Raw genomic sequence first — 16115 nt, 5'->3', positions numbered from 1 at the left:
ATTATCGTATCTTCGGTACGATCGCGATCGGACACTAAAAGCACTGCTGGAGACCGTATGGCACGCCGGGGATTTGCAAGTACCTTGAACCGTATTTCTCGTGAAATGGAGCGTTCTGCTCGTGCTTCGCAGCGCGCCTATGCGAGCGAACAACGCGCACAAATTCGCGCGGCCCGAGAAGCCGATCGTGCCGAAAAGGCTTACCAGCGCGCTTTAATTGCCGACGAGAAGGAAAACAAGCGGCTTCACGTCGAATCTCAAATGGAAGATGCACAAAGCCAGAACCAAGAGCTTGAGGAGCAGGTGCAAGCGCTTGGGAAAATTCTGACTGATGGCATTCGACGTAATCCAGCCCTCGAATTCGCGAAGCTACGGATCAAGCCAACCTACAAGCCTCTGGATCTGGAACATTTCTCACTCATCGAAGATTCTCCTCGATGGGATGACTACGCTCCAGCGAAGCCTAATGGCCTGTCGAATTTCTTGCCCTGGGTGAAGAAAAAGCATGTGCAAGAAGAATCGTTGGCGCGGCAACGCTTCGAGGCCGAGGCCCATGCCCGCACGTCCCGAAATGCAATGCGTCAGGCTGAAGTAAAGAAGCGCCGCGACGCCCATGAACGTATCGTCGAACAAGCTAAACGTGCAGCGGACGAACACAATCAGCAAGTCGAACAGTTGGAGGCAGCGTTTCGTGCGGCAGACCCGAACGCAATTGCCTCTTACTTTGCAACGGTTCTGGAAAGCAGTCCTTATCCCGACGGATTTCCGCTGGCAACCACCGCAGAATATCAGGCCGAGTCGAAACAGTTGGTCGTGGCCTACGATCTTCCGGAATACGACGAAATCGTTCCAACGGTGAAATCCGTCAAGTACGTCAAAACTTCGGACTCTTTTACGGAAACAGCTCGCCCCGAAAGTCAACGGCGCACGATGTACGCCGATGCGGTTGCCCAAACGACACTGCGCTCACTGCACGAAATTTTTGCGTCTGACACGGCCAGCTACGTAGAAACGATCGTGTTCAATGGATACGTGGACACTATCGATAGAGGCAATGGCAAGCCCATTCGGCCCTGCATCATCACGGTTCGAACAACGCGTGAAATATTTCAAGACATGGACTTGGCAAATGTCGAACCGCTTGCTTGCCTGAAGTCGCTGAACGCGTCAGTCTCGAAGAGCGCCGCCGAACTGGCGCCGGTACGCCCCGTGCTCGAACTTAAAATGACTGATCCACGTTTTGTCCAGGAGGGCGATGTTCTCGCCACGCTCGATCAGAGGCCAAACCTGATGGACCTGACGCCGGGTGAATTCGAGTCTCTGATTACCAACCTGTTCACGACCATGGGGCTGGAATCTCGCCAAACTCAGGCATCTCGGGACGGTGGCGTGGATTGCGTAGCCTTCGATCCTCGTCCGATCTTCGGCGGCAAAGTGGTAATCCAGGCCAAGCGGTACAAGAACACCGTAGGCGTCAGCGCCGTACGCGATCTGTTCGGCACCATGCAGAACGAAGGTGCGTCAAAAGGCATCCTCGTTACGACCAGTGGCTACGGCAAAGCGGCTTTTGAATTCGCTAACGGCAAACCGATCGAATTGCTGGCAGGCAGTAACCTGCTGTATTTATTGAAAGAACACGCCAACACCGATGCAAAGATCGTTATGCCGGAAGACTGGAGAGATATTGGCCCCGACGCTTGACCGCGAGTTGCCCGTTCAGCAGTCGAGAGCAGCCGTCTAGGACAACTTCGGGTCGAAACTGGCCGAGACCGCGTCGGCCAGTTTCCGGTCAAAGGCATTCGTTCGACACATCGACCCAAAGCGTCGCTAGCGACGCTTGTCGAAGGTACGCCGTTAAACATCGAGACTCCGAAATACGCGTACCACGTCGATAAAGTGAACGCCGGAAATCCGCAAGATTTTGAAGGACCGCTTTCGTAAATTCTACCTACCCACTCCGGGCCGACGACACCCAATCAAATGCAACAAAATGCCGCTACGGTGATGCCGTTGCAGACCACTCGCGCTCACTCCGTCACCCCGCACTGGCGCCAATCGCGCGACTGCGCGTAAGTCGTCGGTTTTCTGCACACGTCGTTGCGAAGACTCTCACGCCTTCCACCACGGTCAGCGCGGCCGTTCACCTGGCAGCACGATGACCCCAACCTGACGCCACCGCCATCGCACAGCCACAACCGTAACTCCCCGCTCACCGCCCCCAGGCACACCACTTGCCCCCGCCCCCCCAATAAATCGCCCCCCGAAATATCCCCCCACATATAGCGCCACCTCCCCCACCCCCATCTGGTTGTACACGAAACCATTTCCCCCGCGATTGATGAGTTTTCCTTCACACCTCTTGCAACAAAACACGACTAGTCCCACCTCACGCGAAGCGGTTTAATCGACATCGCGCGCGCACTGCCGCACTTGCGACGCGCCCCCCACCGATACCGCACAAACACCGGAAGCCCGCCGATGACCCTCGATCCGAAACCGCTCGCCCCCGAGGCTGGAGGCGGCAGCGGCGCCACCGCATCCGCCCACCAGGACCATCCCACCGCGTCCCGCCCCGCGCTGTCGCGCCGCCGCTTCCTGCAGGCAGGCGCCTCGGGCGTGGCCGCCGCCGGCACCGGCGGCTGGCTGCCCGGCGCGGCCGCCGCCGAACTCGACGCACCACCCGCGCCCGCCGCACCGCCCACCGTCGCCGATGCCACCGATCCCAACCTGCACGTCACCGTCAACGGCGTCTCACATCAACTGCGCGTCGCGCCGAACGTGATCCTGCTCGACCTGCTGCGCGACACGCTGCAACTGACCGGCACCAAGAAAGGCTGCGACCACGGCCAATGCGGCGCGTGCACCGTGCACGTCAACGGCGTGGCCGTGAACTCGTGTCTGTCGCTCGCGCTGATGCATGACGGCGACGAAGTCACCACCGTCGAAGGGCTGGCCCGCAACGGCCACCTGCATCCGGTACAACAGGCGTTCTGGGATCACGACGCCTACCAGTGCGGCTACTGCACGGCCGGCCAGATGATGAGCGCGGTGGCCGTGCTGCGCGACGCACGCATCCCCGCCGACGACCACTCGGTACGCGAAGCGATGAGCGGCAACATCTGCCGCTGCGGCGCATACCGCAACATCGTCGCGGCGATCCAGGATGCGCGCGGCAAGCTCGGCAACGGCGGGAGGGACGCCTGATGCGCAACTTCGATTACGTGCGCGCCGACAGCGTCGCCAACGCCCTGGCCGCCCGCGCGCAGGATCACACCGTGTTCCTGGCGGGCGGCACCACGCTGCTCGATCTGATGAAGCTCGACGTGATGCGCCCGGCGCGCGTGGTGGACATCCACAAGCTCAAGCTCGACGCCATCGAGCCGCTGCCCGACGGCCGCGTGCGGATCGGCGCGATGGTCAGCAACACCACGCTCGCGCGCGACGAGCGCATCCGCCGCGATTACCCGGTGCTGTCGCAGGCGCTGCTGTCGGGCGCGAGCACGCAACTGCGCAACAAGGCCACCACCGCCGGCAACCTGATGCAGCGCGTGCGCTGCGGCTATTTCCGCGATGGCGTCTCGCCGTGCAACAAGCGCGAACCGGGCTCGGGCTGCGCCGCGATCGGCGGCCTGAACCGCAACGTGCACGCGGTGCTCGGCGGCAGCGAGCATTGCATCGCCGCGCACCCATCCGACATGTGCGTGGCGATGGCGGCGATCGGCGCGCGCGTGCAGGTGCAAGGCCCGCGCGGCGAGCGCGAGATCGATTTCCTCGATTTCCATCTGCTGCCGGGCAGCACGCCATGGCGCGAACACGCGCTCGACGAAGGCGAGATGGTCACGCATATCGTGCTCGACGCGCCGCTGGCCGGCAGCCGCTCGGCCTACCTGAAGCTGCGCGACCGCGCGTCCTACCAGTTCGCGCTGGCATCGAGCGCGGCCATCGTGGTGGTGCGCGGCGGCACCATCGAAACGGCGCGGCTCGCGCTCGGCGGCGTGGGCACCAAGCCGTGGCGCGCGCTGGCGGCCGAACGCGCGCTGGCCGGCCAGCCCGCCACGCTCGACAGCTTCGCGCGCGCCGCGGCGCTGGCGATGCAGGGCGCGCACGACTACGGCCAGAACGGCTTCAAGATCGCGCTCGGCCAGCAGGCCGTGGTGCGCAACCTGCAAACGATCACCGCCTGAGGCCCACGACGATGCCCCCTCTTTCCCCTACGACACCGCGGAGCCAAGCATGAGCGATACGATCGTCGGACAGCCGGTGAAACGCGTCGACGGCCGCCTGAAGGTGACGGGCGCCGCGCGCTACACGGCCGATCAGCATCCCGCCGGGATGGTCTACGCCTACGGCGTATTCAGCACCATCGCAAGCGGCCGCATTACCCGGATCGACACGCGCGACGCGATGCGCGTGCCGGGCGTGATCGACATCCTTCATCACGAACACGTGCCGCGCCTGTACCGCCCCACCAAGAGCCCGATCTCGCTGCCCACCGTGCTGCGCGCGAGCATCACCGACGAATCGCGCGTGCCGTTCGAGGACGCCACCGTGAACTACGCCGGGCAGTTCGTGGCGCTCGTGATCGCCGATACCTTCGAGCACGCGCGCGAAGCCGCCTGCCGGGTGGCCGTCAGCTACGCGTCGAACCCGGCGATCGCCACGCTCGACCAGGGCCTGGAAAAAAGCGGCACGCGCGACGGCGGCCGCGGCCACACGCGCGGCGAGCCCGAGCCGGCCTTCGACGGCGCGCCGTACCGCATCGACGTCACCTATCGCACGCCCGTCGAAACCCACAACCCGATGGAACTGCACGCCACCATGGCGAGCTGGGAGAACGGCCGGCTGCATGTCTATGAAGCGTCGCAGGGCGTGACCGTGCATCGCAACACGCTGGCCGGCGTGTTCGGCCTGACGCCCGAGCAGGTCACGGTGGAAGCGCCGTTCATCGGCTCGGGCTTCGGCAGCAAGCTGTTCATGTGGCCGCATTCGGTGGCGGCCAGCGCGGCGTCGCTGGCAGTCGGGCGGCCGGTTCAACTGCTGGTGCCGCGCGCGCAGATGTTCACCACCACCGGCCATCGCCCCGAAACCAAGCAGCGGCTGCGGCTGGCGGCCGACGCGAGCGGCAAGCTCACCTCGCTGCGGCACGAGTCGATCAACACCACGGCGATGACCGATTCGTTCACCGAGAATTGCGGCGGCGTCTCGCGCGTGCTGTATTCCTGCCCGAACGTGCTGGTCAGCCACCACACCACGCGCGTGAACCGCGGCTGCTCGACCTCGATGCGCGCGCCGGGCGCGGCGCCCGGCCTGTTCGCGCTGGAATCGGCGATCGACGAACTCGCGCTGGCCGCCGGGCAGGACCCGCTCGCGTTCCGCCTGAACAACCTCTCCACGCGCGACGAAACCGTCAACCTGCCGTGGTCGAGCAACCATCTGCCCGAGGCGATCCGCACCGCCGCCGAACGCTTCGGCTGGGCCGCGCGCAATCCGGCCACCGGCGCGATGCGCGACGGCCGCGAGGTGATCGGCTATGGCATGGCCGCCTGCAACTGGGACGCCTATCGCGCCCCGGCCGAGGCGCGCGTGCAACTGGGCAGCGACGGCGGCGCGCAGGTCAATTGCGCGATCCAGGACATCGGCACCGGCACGTACACGATCGCGGCGCAGATCGTCGCGAGCCTGACCGGCCTGCCGGTCGAGAAGATCAAGGTGAAGCTCGGCAGCTCGGATTACCCGCCCGCGCCGATGTCGGGCGGCTCGTGGGCCACCTCCAGCGTGTCGCCGGCGATCGCCGAGGCCACCCGCAACGCCATCGCGCAACTGAAGACGCAGGCCACCGCCGACGGCGCGCCGTTCGCCGGCGCGAAGCCCGACGACCTGCGCGTCGACAACGGCCGCCTGACCGACGGCAAGCGCAGCGCCACGTTCGACGCGATCCTGAAGTCGCGCCGCATCGCCAACGCGGAAGGCTTCGCCAGCAGCCCGGCCGCGCCCACCGGCAAGTTCTCGTTCCGCTCGTTCGGCGTGCATTTCGTGGAGGTGCGCTGGGATCCGGGCATTTCGCATCTGCGCGTGGCGCGGGTGGTCAGCGCGATCGACGTGGGCCGCGTGATGAACCCGCTCACCGCCCGCAACCAGGTGGAAGGCGCGATCGTGATGGGCGTGGGCATGGCGCTGTTCGAGGCCACCGAGTACGATCCGCGCACCGGCCTGCCCGGCAACAACAACTACGCCGAGTACCCGGTGCCGGTGCACGCCGATCAGCCCGAGATCGAGGTGATCTTCCTCGATCATCCGGACTACGAACTGAACGAGTTCGGCGCGCGCGGGGTGGGCGAGATCGGCATCACGGGGCTGGCGGCGGCGGTGGCGAACGCCGTGCATCACGCCACCGGGCAGCGCATCCGCGAGTTGCCGATCACGCTCGACAAGCTGCTCGACCCGGCCGCGCCGGTGTTCGTCTGAGCGGCGCACCTTCGAACCGGGAGCCGATGTGGACAATCTCGATCTCGACGTACTCGCCACCCTCGCCGGCTGGCTGCGCGATGGCCGCGGCGCGCTGCTCGCCACCGTGGTGCGAACCTGGGGCTCGGCACCGCGCCAGGCCGGCTCGATGCTGGCGGTGCGCGACGACGGGCTGGCGGTGGGCTCGGTGTCGGGCGGCTGCATCGACGACGCGCTGATCGCCGACGTGCAGCGCGACGGCCTGCCGGTCGGCACCCCGTTCGCCACCACCTACGGGCTGGCCGCCGACGACGCGCACCGCTTCGGCCTGCCGTGCGGCGGCACGCTCGAACTGGTGCTGGAGCCGCTGCCGGCCGGGCGGCACGCGGCGCAGTTCGCGGCGCTCGCGGCGCGGCTGCGCGACGGCGAACTGGTGGCGCGCACGCTCGATCTGGCCAGCGGCGCGGCCACGCTCGCGGCCGGCCACGCCGACCGCGGGCTGCGCTTCGACGGCCGGCGCCTCGTCACGCTGCACGGCCCGCGCTACCGGCTGCTGCTGATCGGCGCGGGGCAACTGGGGCGCTACGTGGCAACCGGCGCGCTCGGGCTCGGCTACGAGGTCAGCGTCTGCGACCCCCGCGTGGAGCACACCGGGCAGTGGGACGTGCCCGGCGCGCGGCTCGTCAGCGGCATGCCCGACGACGCGGTGATCGCGCTGCGGCCCGACGCGCGCACCGCCGTGATCGCGCTTACGCACGACCCGAAGCTCGACGATCTCGCGCTGCTGGAGGCGCTGACCACGCCCGCGTTCTACGTCGGCGCGATCGGCTCGCGGCGCAACAACGCGGCACGGCGCGAGCGGCTCGCGCTGTTCGATCTCGATGCGGCGGCGATTGCACGGCTGCGCGGGCCGATCGGGCTGTATATCGGCAGCCGCACGCCGCCCGAGATCGCGATCTCGATCCTGGCCGAGCTGACGGCGTGCCGCAACGGCGTGCCGATCGGCCGGCAGCCGAGCGACGTGGCGACGGGCAAGCAGGCCGAGCAGGAGGACGAGGCCGCTGATGCGATTGCGCGGGCGTGTGGGGTGGTAACGGCTTAGGGCGGGTTCACACGATCGGCGGCCCCGTCGACGAACGGCCGGCCGCTGGGGCTGCCTCCCGCGATCAAACGGAAAATCCCGCGCCGCGACCACGACCACGACCTCGATGGAAGATCGCGACCTTTCCTCGCCGCACCCTCCGTGGCACACGGCGCTTCCGGCGTCCGCCACCTCGGTTGACATAGAAACCGATCAGTCCATATAATCCGCGCATCTTCCACGAGGTTCATCCATGGCAAACCCCGCTGGTCTTGGCCGTCCTCGCGAGTTCGAACTGGAGGACGCCGCGCGCGACGCAATGAACGTCTTCTGGGACCGAGGTTATGAAGGCGCATCCCTGCCCGATCTGATCGCGGGCACCGGGCTGTCGCGCGGCAGTCTCTACAAGGCGTTCGGCGACAAGAAGGGCTTGCTGCTGGCGGCGCTCGATCTGTATATGGCCACTGGGCTCAAGGCGTCCGCCGACATCCTCTCGCAGCCCGGCGCCGTGAAGCCCGCCATTCGCGATTCGCTGCTGCGCTACGCTCGCCTTTCGATCGGCGATGCCGGGCGACGCGGGTGCCTCGTGGTGGCCATGGCTACGGAAATGGCGGCACACGATGCCGAGGTCGCGGAACGCACCGGCCGCATGTTCCGCCGCCTGCAGCAGCTTTATGCCGGCGCGATCGTGCGAGGCCAGGCAAGCGGCGAGATTGCGGAACGCGACGAACAGGTCCTGGCACGCTTCCTGGTCTGCCAGATCGAGGGAATGCGCGTGCTGGGCAAAACCGGCGTGCTCGAAGCGGACATGCTCGCGCTGGTCGACAGCGCGATGCGCATCCTCGATTGAAATTTTTTTGTCCATTTTGGAACCGAATGGTTCCGTATATAGGTGCATCGATGCCCCCGAACACGCTCTATTCACCCGATCCGCGCCGCTGGGCCATGTTCCTGGTCCTGCTCGTCGGCGCTTTCCTGCCGCCGCTGGATTTCTTCATCGTCAATGTCGCGCTGCCTTCGATCCAGGGAGAGTTGGGCACCACGTCCTCGGCCGAACAATTGGTCATTTCCTCGTACGCCACGTGCTACGCCGTGACGCTGATTACCGGCGGCCGACTGGGGGATCTGTTCGGCCGCGGACGCGTATTTTTCCTCGGCCTGATCGGCTTCGCGGCGGCATCCTTGCTGTGCGGCGTCGCCGGGTCGCCGTGGGCGCTCATCATCGGACGCGCCTTGCAGGGCGTGACGGCCGCCATCATGGCGCCGCAGGCACTCGCGTCGATCCAGGCGATCTTCCCGGAAGCGGAAAAGCCGCTCGCGTTGAGCCTCTATGGCGCCGTCTTCGGCCTGGCCTCGGTGATCGGGCAGGCGCTGGGCGGCATCCTGATTTCGCTGAACCTGTTCGGCATGGCATGGCGCACGATCTTCCTCGTCAACCTGCCGGTGGCGACCCTGGTCGTGCTGTTCGGCATCCCCCTGTTGAAGGAAACGCGCGCGGAGCACGCCCGCAAGCTGGACTTGGTCGGCATGGCCCTGTCGATGGCGACGCTGGGCGCGCTGATCCTGCCGCTGATCGAGGGGCGTGAAGCCGGTTGGCCGCTGTGGTCATGCCTCTGCCTGGCCGCGGCGCCGGTATCGGCATGGATTTTCTGGCGCTACGAAAGCCGGCTCGCCGACCAGGGCGGCGCCCCGCTGCTCGATCCCGCCACCCTCCGGGCGCCGGGCCTGGGCCGCGCGTTGCTGGTCGCCCTGCTGTTCTATTCGATCGCCGCTTTCTTCCTGCTGTTCTCCGTCTACCTGCAAAATGCCCTGCATGTCGACGCCTTGAGCGCGGGCCTCGTGTTCCTGCCGTTCGGCGCGGGCTTCCTGCTGGGGCCGTTGTCGACGCCGCTCGCTGGGCGCCTGCTCGGCACCTATGTCAATGCGTTCGGCATGGGCCTGGAAGTGGTCGGCTTCGGCGGCCTGGCCTGCTTGATCGAGGCATCGCCGGCCGGCATGCCGCTCGCCTTCGCGCCGCTTGCCATCGCGCTGTTCACGATCGGCTTCGGACAAGGGCTCGCGCTGCCGACGCTGATGCGGATGGTGACCGGCCGCGTTGCGCCGGCCATGTCGGGCATGATCGCCGGCATCGCCAGTTCGACCCTGCAGGTCAGCACCGCGCTCAGCGTCGCGGTCATCGGCGGGATTTTCTACACCGTGCTCGGTTCGCGCCACGACCCGGCCTCCATTGCGCACGCCTTCGTGGTGGCGGCGCTCTGTATCGCCGCCTGCCTCGCCGTCGGCGCAACGCTGAGCCTCACCCTCGCCCGGAAACCCGCGATACGGCGTTCGGCGGTGGAGCGCTCCCGGATCTGAGGGCGCAGGGGCTTGATTGAAATAGGGGGGCGTCTTGTGCCTATCGGTCAGCCTGGTCATGACGTGGAAAGCATCGGTGCCAGCCGTGGCACGTCGGCACGGCGACCTGAATTCGCAAGCCGTTCGCATTCCTGCCGACCTGGCCTACGATCGCAGCGATGTCGAAGTCGAAATCGAGCGTATCGGCGATGAGATTCGTATCCGCCCGGCGCGTCGTCCGCTCGCGGGCGTGCTCAAGAAGTTCGCGAAATTCGGGCCGGATTTTATGGCCGACGGCCGCGGCGAGCATGAGCAGGCCGAGCGCGAGTGGCTGTAATGCCGCGCTTCATGCTCGACACGAACATGTGTCTCTACCTGATGAAAAATCAGCCTGAAGAAGTCGCGAGGCGATTTGCGCAATGCTACGTCGGGGACGTCGTGATGTCGGCCATCACCTACGCCGAACTTGCCTACGGCGTTGCCGTTTCCACGAACCCCACTCGTGAGCGACGGAATCTTGCGGCGCTGATCGAAGATATTCCGGTTGCCCCATTCGACACGGCCGCAGCCACGGCATACGGGCCGGTTCGAAAAGCGACGCGCGAGCGCAAGCAGGATGCGCTCGACAAGCTGATCGCCGCGCATGCGATTGCGCTCGACGTGGTTCTGGTGACCAACAACGAGCGCGACTTCACCAGTTATCCTGGCATCCGGCTTGAAAACTGGATCGAGACGTAGGAAAGTCAGGATCAATGCAACGATCTGCGCCGAGCGGTTCTTCTCAGATAGTCGTTGTTGATCGCCGGCCAAGCCGACGACCAACAACAATCACCCTGACATGAGATTTGGAGGGATTTGTGATTAGTTTCGAAAAGGCAATTCAAATCGCAACCGACAATGCAAAGTTGTTGGTGAAAAATGCGAGAAATATCGAACTTGAAGGGGTTGTTCTGTCCAGCGACAACAAGCTATACGAAGTATCGCTTAGCTATGACATGCAAGGAAAAGATCCTCTAAGTATCGACGACGGCATCGGTGGGGCTGGAGAGAGCAATATTCGCCGGCTTGCGAGAATAATGAGCTACCGAAGAGAGTATAAAATTTTCTTGGTAGAAGTTAAAACCGGCATATTCAAAGGATTTAAAAACCAGAAGGATAGGTGATCTGGCATGGCGAAGAGATTAATCATCGACACCAATCTCCTTTTGCTTCTGGTCATCGGCGCGGTAGAGGAAGGAAGACACATTCGCAACTCCAAGAGATTGGGTGCATTTAGCTTAAGAGACTACGACAATGTGGTGAAAATCATGTCGGAATACGAGATGGTTTTTATAACACCCTACATAGCGACCGAAGTTTCAAATTTAATTGATCTGGACGGTTATGCGAGGAATTTGGCGTATGATTTCGCCAGAAATATGTTTGCTGTTTTTTTCCAAAATAGAAATCGACATAGACGAGGACTGCGGGTCAAATTTTTTCTCGACGTTTGGAATAACTGATAGCTCGTTGATCAAACTTTCCACGGACTATTTTGTGCTGACCAATGATCACCGGATGCTGAATGTCTTATATGAGGCGAGCCCGGAAAAAATCCTTCCTTACGTTGCTGTTGGCAAATGATGTAGTTTCATCGATCCGTTACACGCCCGCCCCCTTCCCCTGCGCCACCTCGGCCAACCCGATCACGAAATCGAGAAACACCCGCGTGCGCGCCGGCAGGTGCTGGCGCGACGGGTAATAGGCATAAAGCGGAAAGCGCTCGTCCGACCAATCCGGGAACAGGTTCACGAGCTGCCCGGCGGCGATCATCGGCTCGGCCGCGATCGCCAGCATCTGCGCCACGCCCAGGCCCGCGAGGCACGCATTCACCTGCGCCGACGGATCGTTGAGCGTGAGCCGCCCGCGCGTGGCCACCTGGAGATGGCGGCGCTTGCGATGAAACTCCCAGCGAAACGGCCGCCCCGTCAGCGGATCGCGGAACTCCAGCACGCGATGCGCGCCGCCGCCGGCCAGATCCTCGGGCTTGACCGGGCGGCCATGACGCGCCAGATAAGCCGGCGCGGCCACCGTCACCACGGCCGTATCGAGCAGCTTGCGGGCGATCAGCGTCGAGGCCTTCGGCTCGCCGAACTGGATCGCCAGATCGAAACCGTCGAGCACCAGATCGCCCACCGTGTCACGCGCGATGCATTCGAGATCGAGCTCGGGATGCGCATCCAGGAAGCGGCCGAGCGGCGCACCGAGCACCAGCGCGTAACACACCGGATCGAGATTGACGCGCAGCCGGCCGCGCACCCCGGCCGCATCGCCCGCCGCGGTTGCGGCCGCTTCCTCCAGCCCCGCCAGATGCGGCAGCACGCGCTCGTGAAAGCGCCGCCCCTCGTCGGTCAGCGACACCGAACGCGTGGTGCGGTTGAACAGGCGAATGCCGAGGCGCTTTTCGAGCCGCGCGATCGCGCGGCTGACGCCGGGCGGCGTCATGCCGATCGCCTCCGAGGCGGCGGCGAAGGTGCCCGTCTCGACGACGGCCACGAACACGCCGATTCCACTGGACAGATTGTCGTGACGCGAGCGCATGGTAGAGGGCCGGACGGGGCGGCCAAGGCTGGAACAGTGGCGCACGGTATCACGCCCGGTGGCCGGCGCGGCAGTCCGGCGCGCGCACGATGCGCCGCGCCGCCCTGCCGCAATAAGCCACGTTTATCAAAATGATAATCGGCAGATAGTTTTCATTATGGCAAGGCTCCACTAGACTCAGTGAAAACCCTGATTCGTGCACCCGCCCTGGGCGGCCTCATGCACGAACCGCCATCTGACCGAGAGGCATACCGCATGACTGCTCTGTTTACCCCCTTCACCCTGAAAGACGCCAAGCTCCACAACCGCATCGCCGTGCCGCCGATGTGCCAATACAGCGCCGTCGACGGCTTCGTTACCGATTGGCACCTGGCCCACTACACCGGCCTGGCGCGCGGCGGCGCGGGCCTCGTGATCGTCGAGGCCACCGCCGTGGCGCCGGAAGGCCGCATCACGCCGGGCTGCACCGGCCTGTGGGACGACGCGCAGATCGAAGGCCTCGCGCGCATCGCCGCCGCCATCAAGGCCGCCGGCGCGGTACCCGGCATCCAGATCGCGCACGCCGGCCGCAAGGCCAGCGCGAACCGCCCGTGGGAAGGCGACGACCACATCGCCAACGACGCCCCCGGCGGCTGGCAAACCATTTCGCCGTCGGCAAGCGCGTTCGGCCGGCATCTGCCGAAGGTGCCGCAGGCCATGACGCTCGACGACATCGCCCGCGTGCGCAGCGATTTCGCCGCCACCGCGCGCCGCGCGCTGGCCGCCGGCTTCGAATGGCTCGAACTGCACTTCGCGCACGGCTATCTGGCGCAGAGCTTCTTCTCGCGGCACGCCAACCAGCGCACCGACGAATACGGCGGCGACTGGGTCAAGCGCGGCCGCTTCCTCAACGAGACGCTGGCGGCCGTGCGCGAAGTCTGGCCCGAACGCCTGCCGCTGACGGCGCGTTTCGGCGTGCTCGAATACGACGACAACGATGCGGCCACGCTCGACGCGTCGATCCGCCTGGTCGGCGATTTCAAGCGCGGCGGCCTCGACATGTTGAGCGTGAGCATGGGCTTCTCGACGCCCGACACGCACATTCCCTGGGGGCCGGGCTTCCTCGCGCCGATCGCCGAGCGCGTCAGGCGCGAGACCGGCCTGCCCGTGTCGTCGGCCTGGGGCATCGACGATCCGGTGGTCGCGAACCGCGCCGTGGAGAACGGCCAGCTCGACCTGGTGATGGTGGGCCGCGCGCACCTGGCCGATCCGCACTACCCGTACTACGCGGCCAAGAAGCTCGGCGTCGAACGGCCGTCGTGGGTGCTGCCCCCGCCGTATGCGCACTGGCTGGAGCGCTATGCGCCGGCAATCCAGGCGGATGCTTGAGGCAGTGCGCAATGAACGGCCGCGAGCGTCATAACCGGCCGTAACCCGCAGCAAACGCCAGACGGCGGCACGACACGTGCCGCCGTTTTTTTCGCTCGTTCTTCCACGTCCCATTCCTGCCGGGAATGGCTGTTATCGCCCCGCCCCGCCTTCTTCGCTGGCCGCCCGCCACGCATCATTCGCTCACCCCAACCCGTAACAGGAGCGAATCATGAACCCCTTCCAAGCCCACACGATCGACACCGCCCCGGCCGCCTCGAAGCCCCTGCTCGAAGGCGCGAAACAAGCCTTCGGCTTCGTGCCGAACCTGCAAGCGCACATGGCCGAATCGCCGGAACTGCTGGCCGGCTACTCGGCGCTCTGGGATTTGTTCGGCAAGAGCACGCTGACGCCGCACGAGCAGCAGGTGGTCTACCTCACCGCGAACTTCGAGAACGACTGCCACTACTGCATGGCGGGCCACAGCACGCTGGCGAAGATGATCGGCATGGCCCCGGAGACGATCGCCGCGTTGCGCGCCGGCACGCCGCTGCCCGAGCCGAAGCTCGAAGCGCTGCATCGCCTGACGACGATCGTGGTGCGCGAGCGCGGTTTCGTGCCGGAGGCCGATGTCGCGGCCTTCCTCGCGGCCGGCTACACGCGCCGCAACGTGCTCGAAGTGGTGCTCGGCGTCGCCACCAAGGTGATGAGCAACTACACGAACCACCTCGTTCATACGGAGTACGACGCGTTCATGAAGGGCAACGAGTGGACCAAGCCGGCCGCCGTCTGACGGCCTGACCCAGCGACCGGAGAACCTCATGTCACTGCAACAAGCCCTCGACGCCTTCAAGGCCGATTTCCGCGCCGGCAAGCCGCCCTATCGCGCACCCGCCGAGATCCATCCGATCATGGAGCGCGCCACCGCCGAACTGGTCGCCAGCGGCCAGGCCGGCCGCGCCGTGAAGGCCGGCGATCGCGCGCCGTCGTTTACGCTGCCCGACCCGAACGGCAAGCCGGTGTCGTCGGCCGACCTGCTCACGCAGGGGCCGCTCGTCGTCACGTTCTATCGCGGCGTGCGGTGCCCGTACTGCAACCTCGAATTGCAGGCGCTGAACGCGGCGCTGCCCCGGCTGCGGGAATACGGCGCGAACCTGGTGGCGATCTCGCCGCAAACGGCCGCGAACAGCCGCAAGTCGGTGCGCGAGAACCACCTCGATTTCCCCGTGCTCAGCGACACGCTCGGCGCGACGGCCGAGGGGTTCGGCCTGCGCTTCGCGTTGCCCGACTATCTGGTGGCGCTCTATCGGCAGTTGAAGAACGACCTGCCGGCGTTCAACGACAATCCGTCGTGGACGCTGCCGATGCCGGCCCGCTACGTGATCGGCAGCGACGGCACGGTGCTGTACTCGGAGGTTCATCCCGATTACACGCATCGCCCGGAGCCGGAGGACATGTTCCCGGTGCTGGCGCGCGCGGCCGCCTCGCGCTGAGGCATCGCACGCATCACACGCGAGGCACGCGGCGTGAGCCGCCGCGTGCCTCGAATCGACAAGGAGAACCCATGCAGCAACGTACGTTTCTCATCACCGGCGCGTCGAAAGGCATCGGCCTCGCGCTCGGCCGACGCCTCGCGCGCGCCGGCCATCGCGTGGTCGGGCTGGCGCGCGGCCCCGGCGATTTTCCGGGCGAACTGGTGAGTGTCGATCTGGCCGATCCGGCCGCCACCGATGCGGCACTGCGCACGCTGGCCGCGCGCCACGCCTTCGACGGCGTGATCAACAACGTCGGCCTGGTGCGGCCGCAGAAGCTCGGCGAGGTCGATCTCGCCACCCTCGACGACGTGCTCGCCGTCAACCTGCATCCCGCCGTGCAGGCAGTGCAGACGCTGTTGCCCGGCATGCGCGAGCGCGGCTGGGGCCGGGTCGTCAACGTCTCCAGCCTGACGATCCTCGGCATCGCCGAGCGCACCGCGTACGCGGCGGCCAAGGCGGCGCTCGTCAGCTTCGCGCGCTCGTGGGCGCTCGAACTGGCCCGCACCGGCATTACCGTCAACGCGGTGGCGCCGGGGCCGACCGAAACCGAACTGTTCCGCGCCAACAACCCGCCCGGCAGCGAAGGCGAGCGCCGCTATCTGTCGGGCGTGCCGATGGGCCGCTTCGGCACGCCCGACGAGATCGCCGCGGCGATCGCGTTCCTGCTGTCGGACGACGCGGGTTTCATCACGGGCCAGACGCTGTTCGTCGATGGCGGGGCTTCGATCGGCAGGCAGGCGTTTTAGCTCGTGGATGGCGCGCTTTGAGCGGCGGGCCGACGTTCTAGTTCGCCT

16 protein-coding genes are annotated in these 16115 nt (G+C 65.7%); 15 read left to right on the top strand and 1 reads right to left on the bottom strand.

The window, feature by feature from the left end:
* Positions 1 to 57: 57 nt before the first annotated feature.
* The 11 genes from ACYP33_RS20275 to ACYP33_RS20225 all read left to right on the top strand — a co-directional run bounded on the left by ACYP33_RS20275 (position 58) and on the right by ACYP33_RS20225 (position 11361).
* Positions 58 to 1701, top strand: coding sequence for a restriction endonuclease (locus ACYP33_RS20275; protein ID WP_459623620.1), 1644 nt, complete (start codon positions 58 to 60; stop codon positions 1699 to 1701).
* A 777-nt stretch (positions 1702 to 2478) separates the two neighbouring features.
* A complete protein-coding gene (locus tag ACYP33_RS20270; protein ID WP_459623618.1) occupies positions 2479 to 3204 on the top strand; it encodes a (2Fe-2S)-binding protein in 726 nt (241 codons plus the stop codon).
* On the top strand, positions 3204 to 4184 hold the full coding sequence (locus tag ACYP33_RS20265; protein WP_459623617.1) for an FAD binding domain-containing protein: 981 nt from the start codon (positions 3204 to 3206) through the stop codon (positions 4182 to 4184). Before ACYP33_RS20270 ends, ACYP33_RS20265 begins: the two co-directional genes overlap by 1 nt.
* 49 nt (positions 4185 to 4233) lie before the next feature.
* Positions 4234 to 6465, top strand: coding sequence for a xanthine dehydrogenase family protein molybdopterin-binding subunit (locus tag ACYP33_RS20260; RefSeq protein ID WP_459623615.1), 2232 nt, complete (start codon positions 4234 to 4236; stop codon positions 6463 to 6465).
* 28 nt (positions 6466 to 6493) lie between these two features.
* Positions 6494 to 7546 carry an XdhC family protein gene (locus ACYP33_RS20255; RefSeq protein WP_459623614.1) on the top strand — a complete coding sequence of 351 codons (1053 nt, stop codon included), beginning with the start codon at positions 6494 to 6496 and terminating at the stop codon, positions 7544 to 7546.
* A 232-nt stretch (positions 7547 to 7778) separates the two neighbouring features.
* The gene (locus ACYP33_RS20250; protein WP_459623612.1) at positions 7779 to 8375 is read left to right on the top strand and encodes a TetR/AcrR family transcriptional regulator; all 597 of its coding nucleotides are present in this window, start codon (positions 7779 to 7781) and stop codon (positions 8373 to 8375) included.
* 50 nt (positions 8376 to 8425) lie between these two features.
* A complete protein-coding gene (locus ACYP33_RS20245) occupies positions 8426 to 9880 on the top strand; it encodes an MFS transporter (protein ID WP_459623610.1) in 1455 nt (484 codons plus the stop codon).
* A 58-nt stretch (positions 9881 to 9938) separates the two neighbouring features.
* Positions 9939 to 10196, top strand: coding sequence for a type II toxin-antitoxin system VapB family antitoxin (gene vapB / locus ACYP33_RS20240; protein WP_459623608.1), 258 nt, complete (start codon positions 9939 to 9941; stop codon positions 10194 to 10196).
* A complete protein-coding gene (locus ACYP33_RS20235) occupies positions 10196 to 10597 on the top strand; it encodes a PIN domain-containing protein (protein ID WP_459623606.1) in 402 nt (133 codons plus the stop codon). Before vapB ends, ACYP33_RS20235 begins: the two co-directional genes overlap by 1 nt.
* 119 nt (positions 10598 to 10716) lie before the next feature.
* A complete protein-coding gene (locus ACYP33_RS20230) occupies positions 10717 to 11022 on the top strand; it encodes a hypothetical protein (protein ID WP_414449055.1) in 306 nt (101 codons plus the stop codon).
* A 6-nt stretch (positions 11023 to 11028) separates the two neighbouring features.
* Positions 11029 to 11361: a PIN domain-containing protein gene (locus tag ACYP33_RS20225; protein ID WP_459623604.1), complete on the top strand. Its 333-nt coding sequence runs from the start codon at positions 11029 to 11031 to the stop codon at positions 11359 to 11361.
* Between the two features lie 139 nt (positions 11362 to 11500).
* On the opposite strand, the gene ACYP33_RS20220 is transcribed toward ACYP33_RS20225, so the two are convergent.
* Complete coding sequence (locus ACYP33_RS20220) at positions 11501 to 12439, bottom strand: LysR family transcriptional regulator (RefSeq protein ID WP_459623602.1); 939 nt, start codon at positions 12437 to 12439, stop codon at positions 11501 to 11503.
* A 255-nt stretch (positions 12440 to 12694) separates the two neighbouring features.
* On the opposite strand from ACYP33_RS20220, the gene ACYP33_RS20215 reads away from it, so the two are divergent.
* The 4 genes from ACYP33_RS20215 to ACYP33_RS20200 all read left to right on the top strand — a co-directional run bounded on the left by ACYP33_RS20215 (position 12695) and on the right by ACYP33_RS20200 (position 16067).
* Positions 12695 to 13807 carry an NADH:flavin oxidoreductase/NADH oxidase gene (locus ACYP33_RS20215; RefSeq protein WP_459623600.1) on the top strand — a complete coding sequence of 371 codons (1113 nt, stop codon included), beginning with the start codon at positions 12695 to 12697 and terminating at the stop codon, positions 13805 to 13807.
* Between the two features lie 211 nt (positions 13808 to 14018).
* On the top strand, positions 14019 to 14579 hold the full coding sequence (locus tag ACYP33_RS20210) for a carboxymuconolactone decarboxylase family protein (RefSeq protein WP_459623598.1): 561 nt from the start codon (positions 14019 to 14021) through the stop codon (positions 14577 to 14579).
* A gap of 28 nt (positions 14580 to 14607) precedes the next feature.
* Entirely contained in the window at positions 14608 to 15279 is a 672-nt protein-coding gene (locus tag ACYP33_RS20205; RefSeq protein ID WP_459623596.1) for a peroxiredoxin-like family protein, read from the top strand.
* Between the two features lie 71 nt (positions 15280 to 15350).
* On the top strand, positions 15351 to 16067 hold the full coding sequence (locus ACYP33_RS20200) for an SDR family oxidoreductase (protein WP_459623595.1): 717 nt from the start codon (positions 15351 to 15353) through the stop codon (positions 16065 to 16067).
* Positions 16068 to 16115: the final 48 nt, after the last annotated feature.

The organism is Burkholderia sp. 3C (assembly GCF_054589155.1).
Note: the sequence above shows the minus strand (reverse complement) of the source record. Positions and strands in the feature narration are given on the sequence as shown.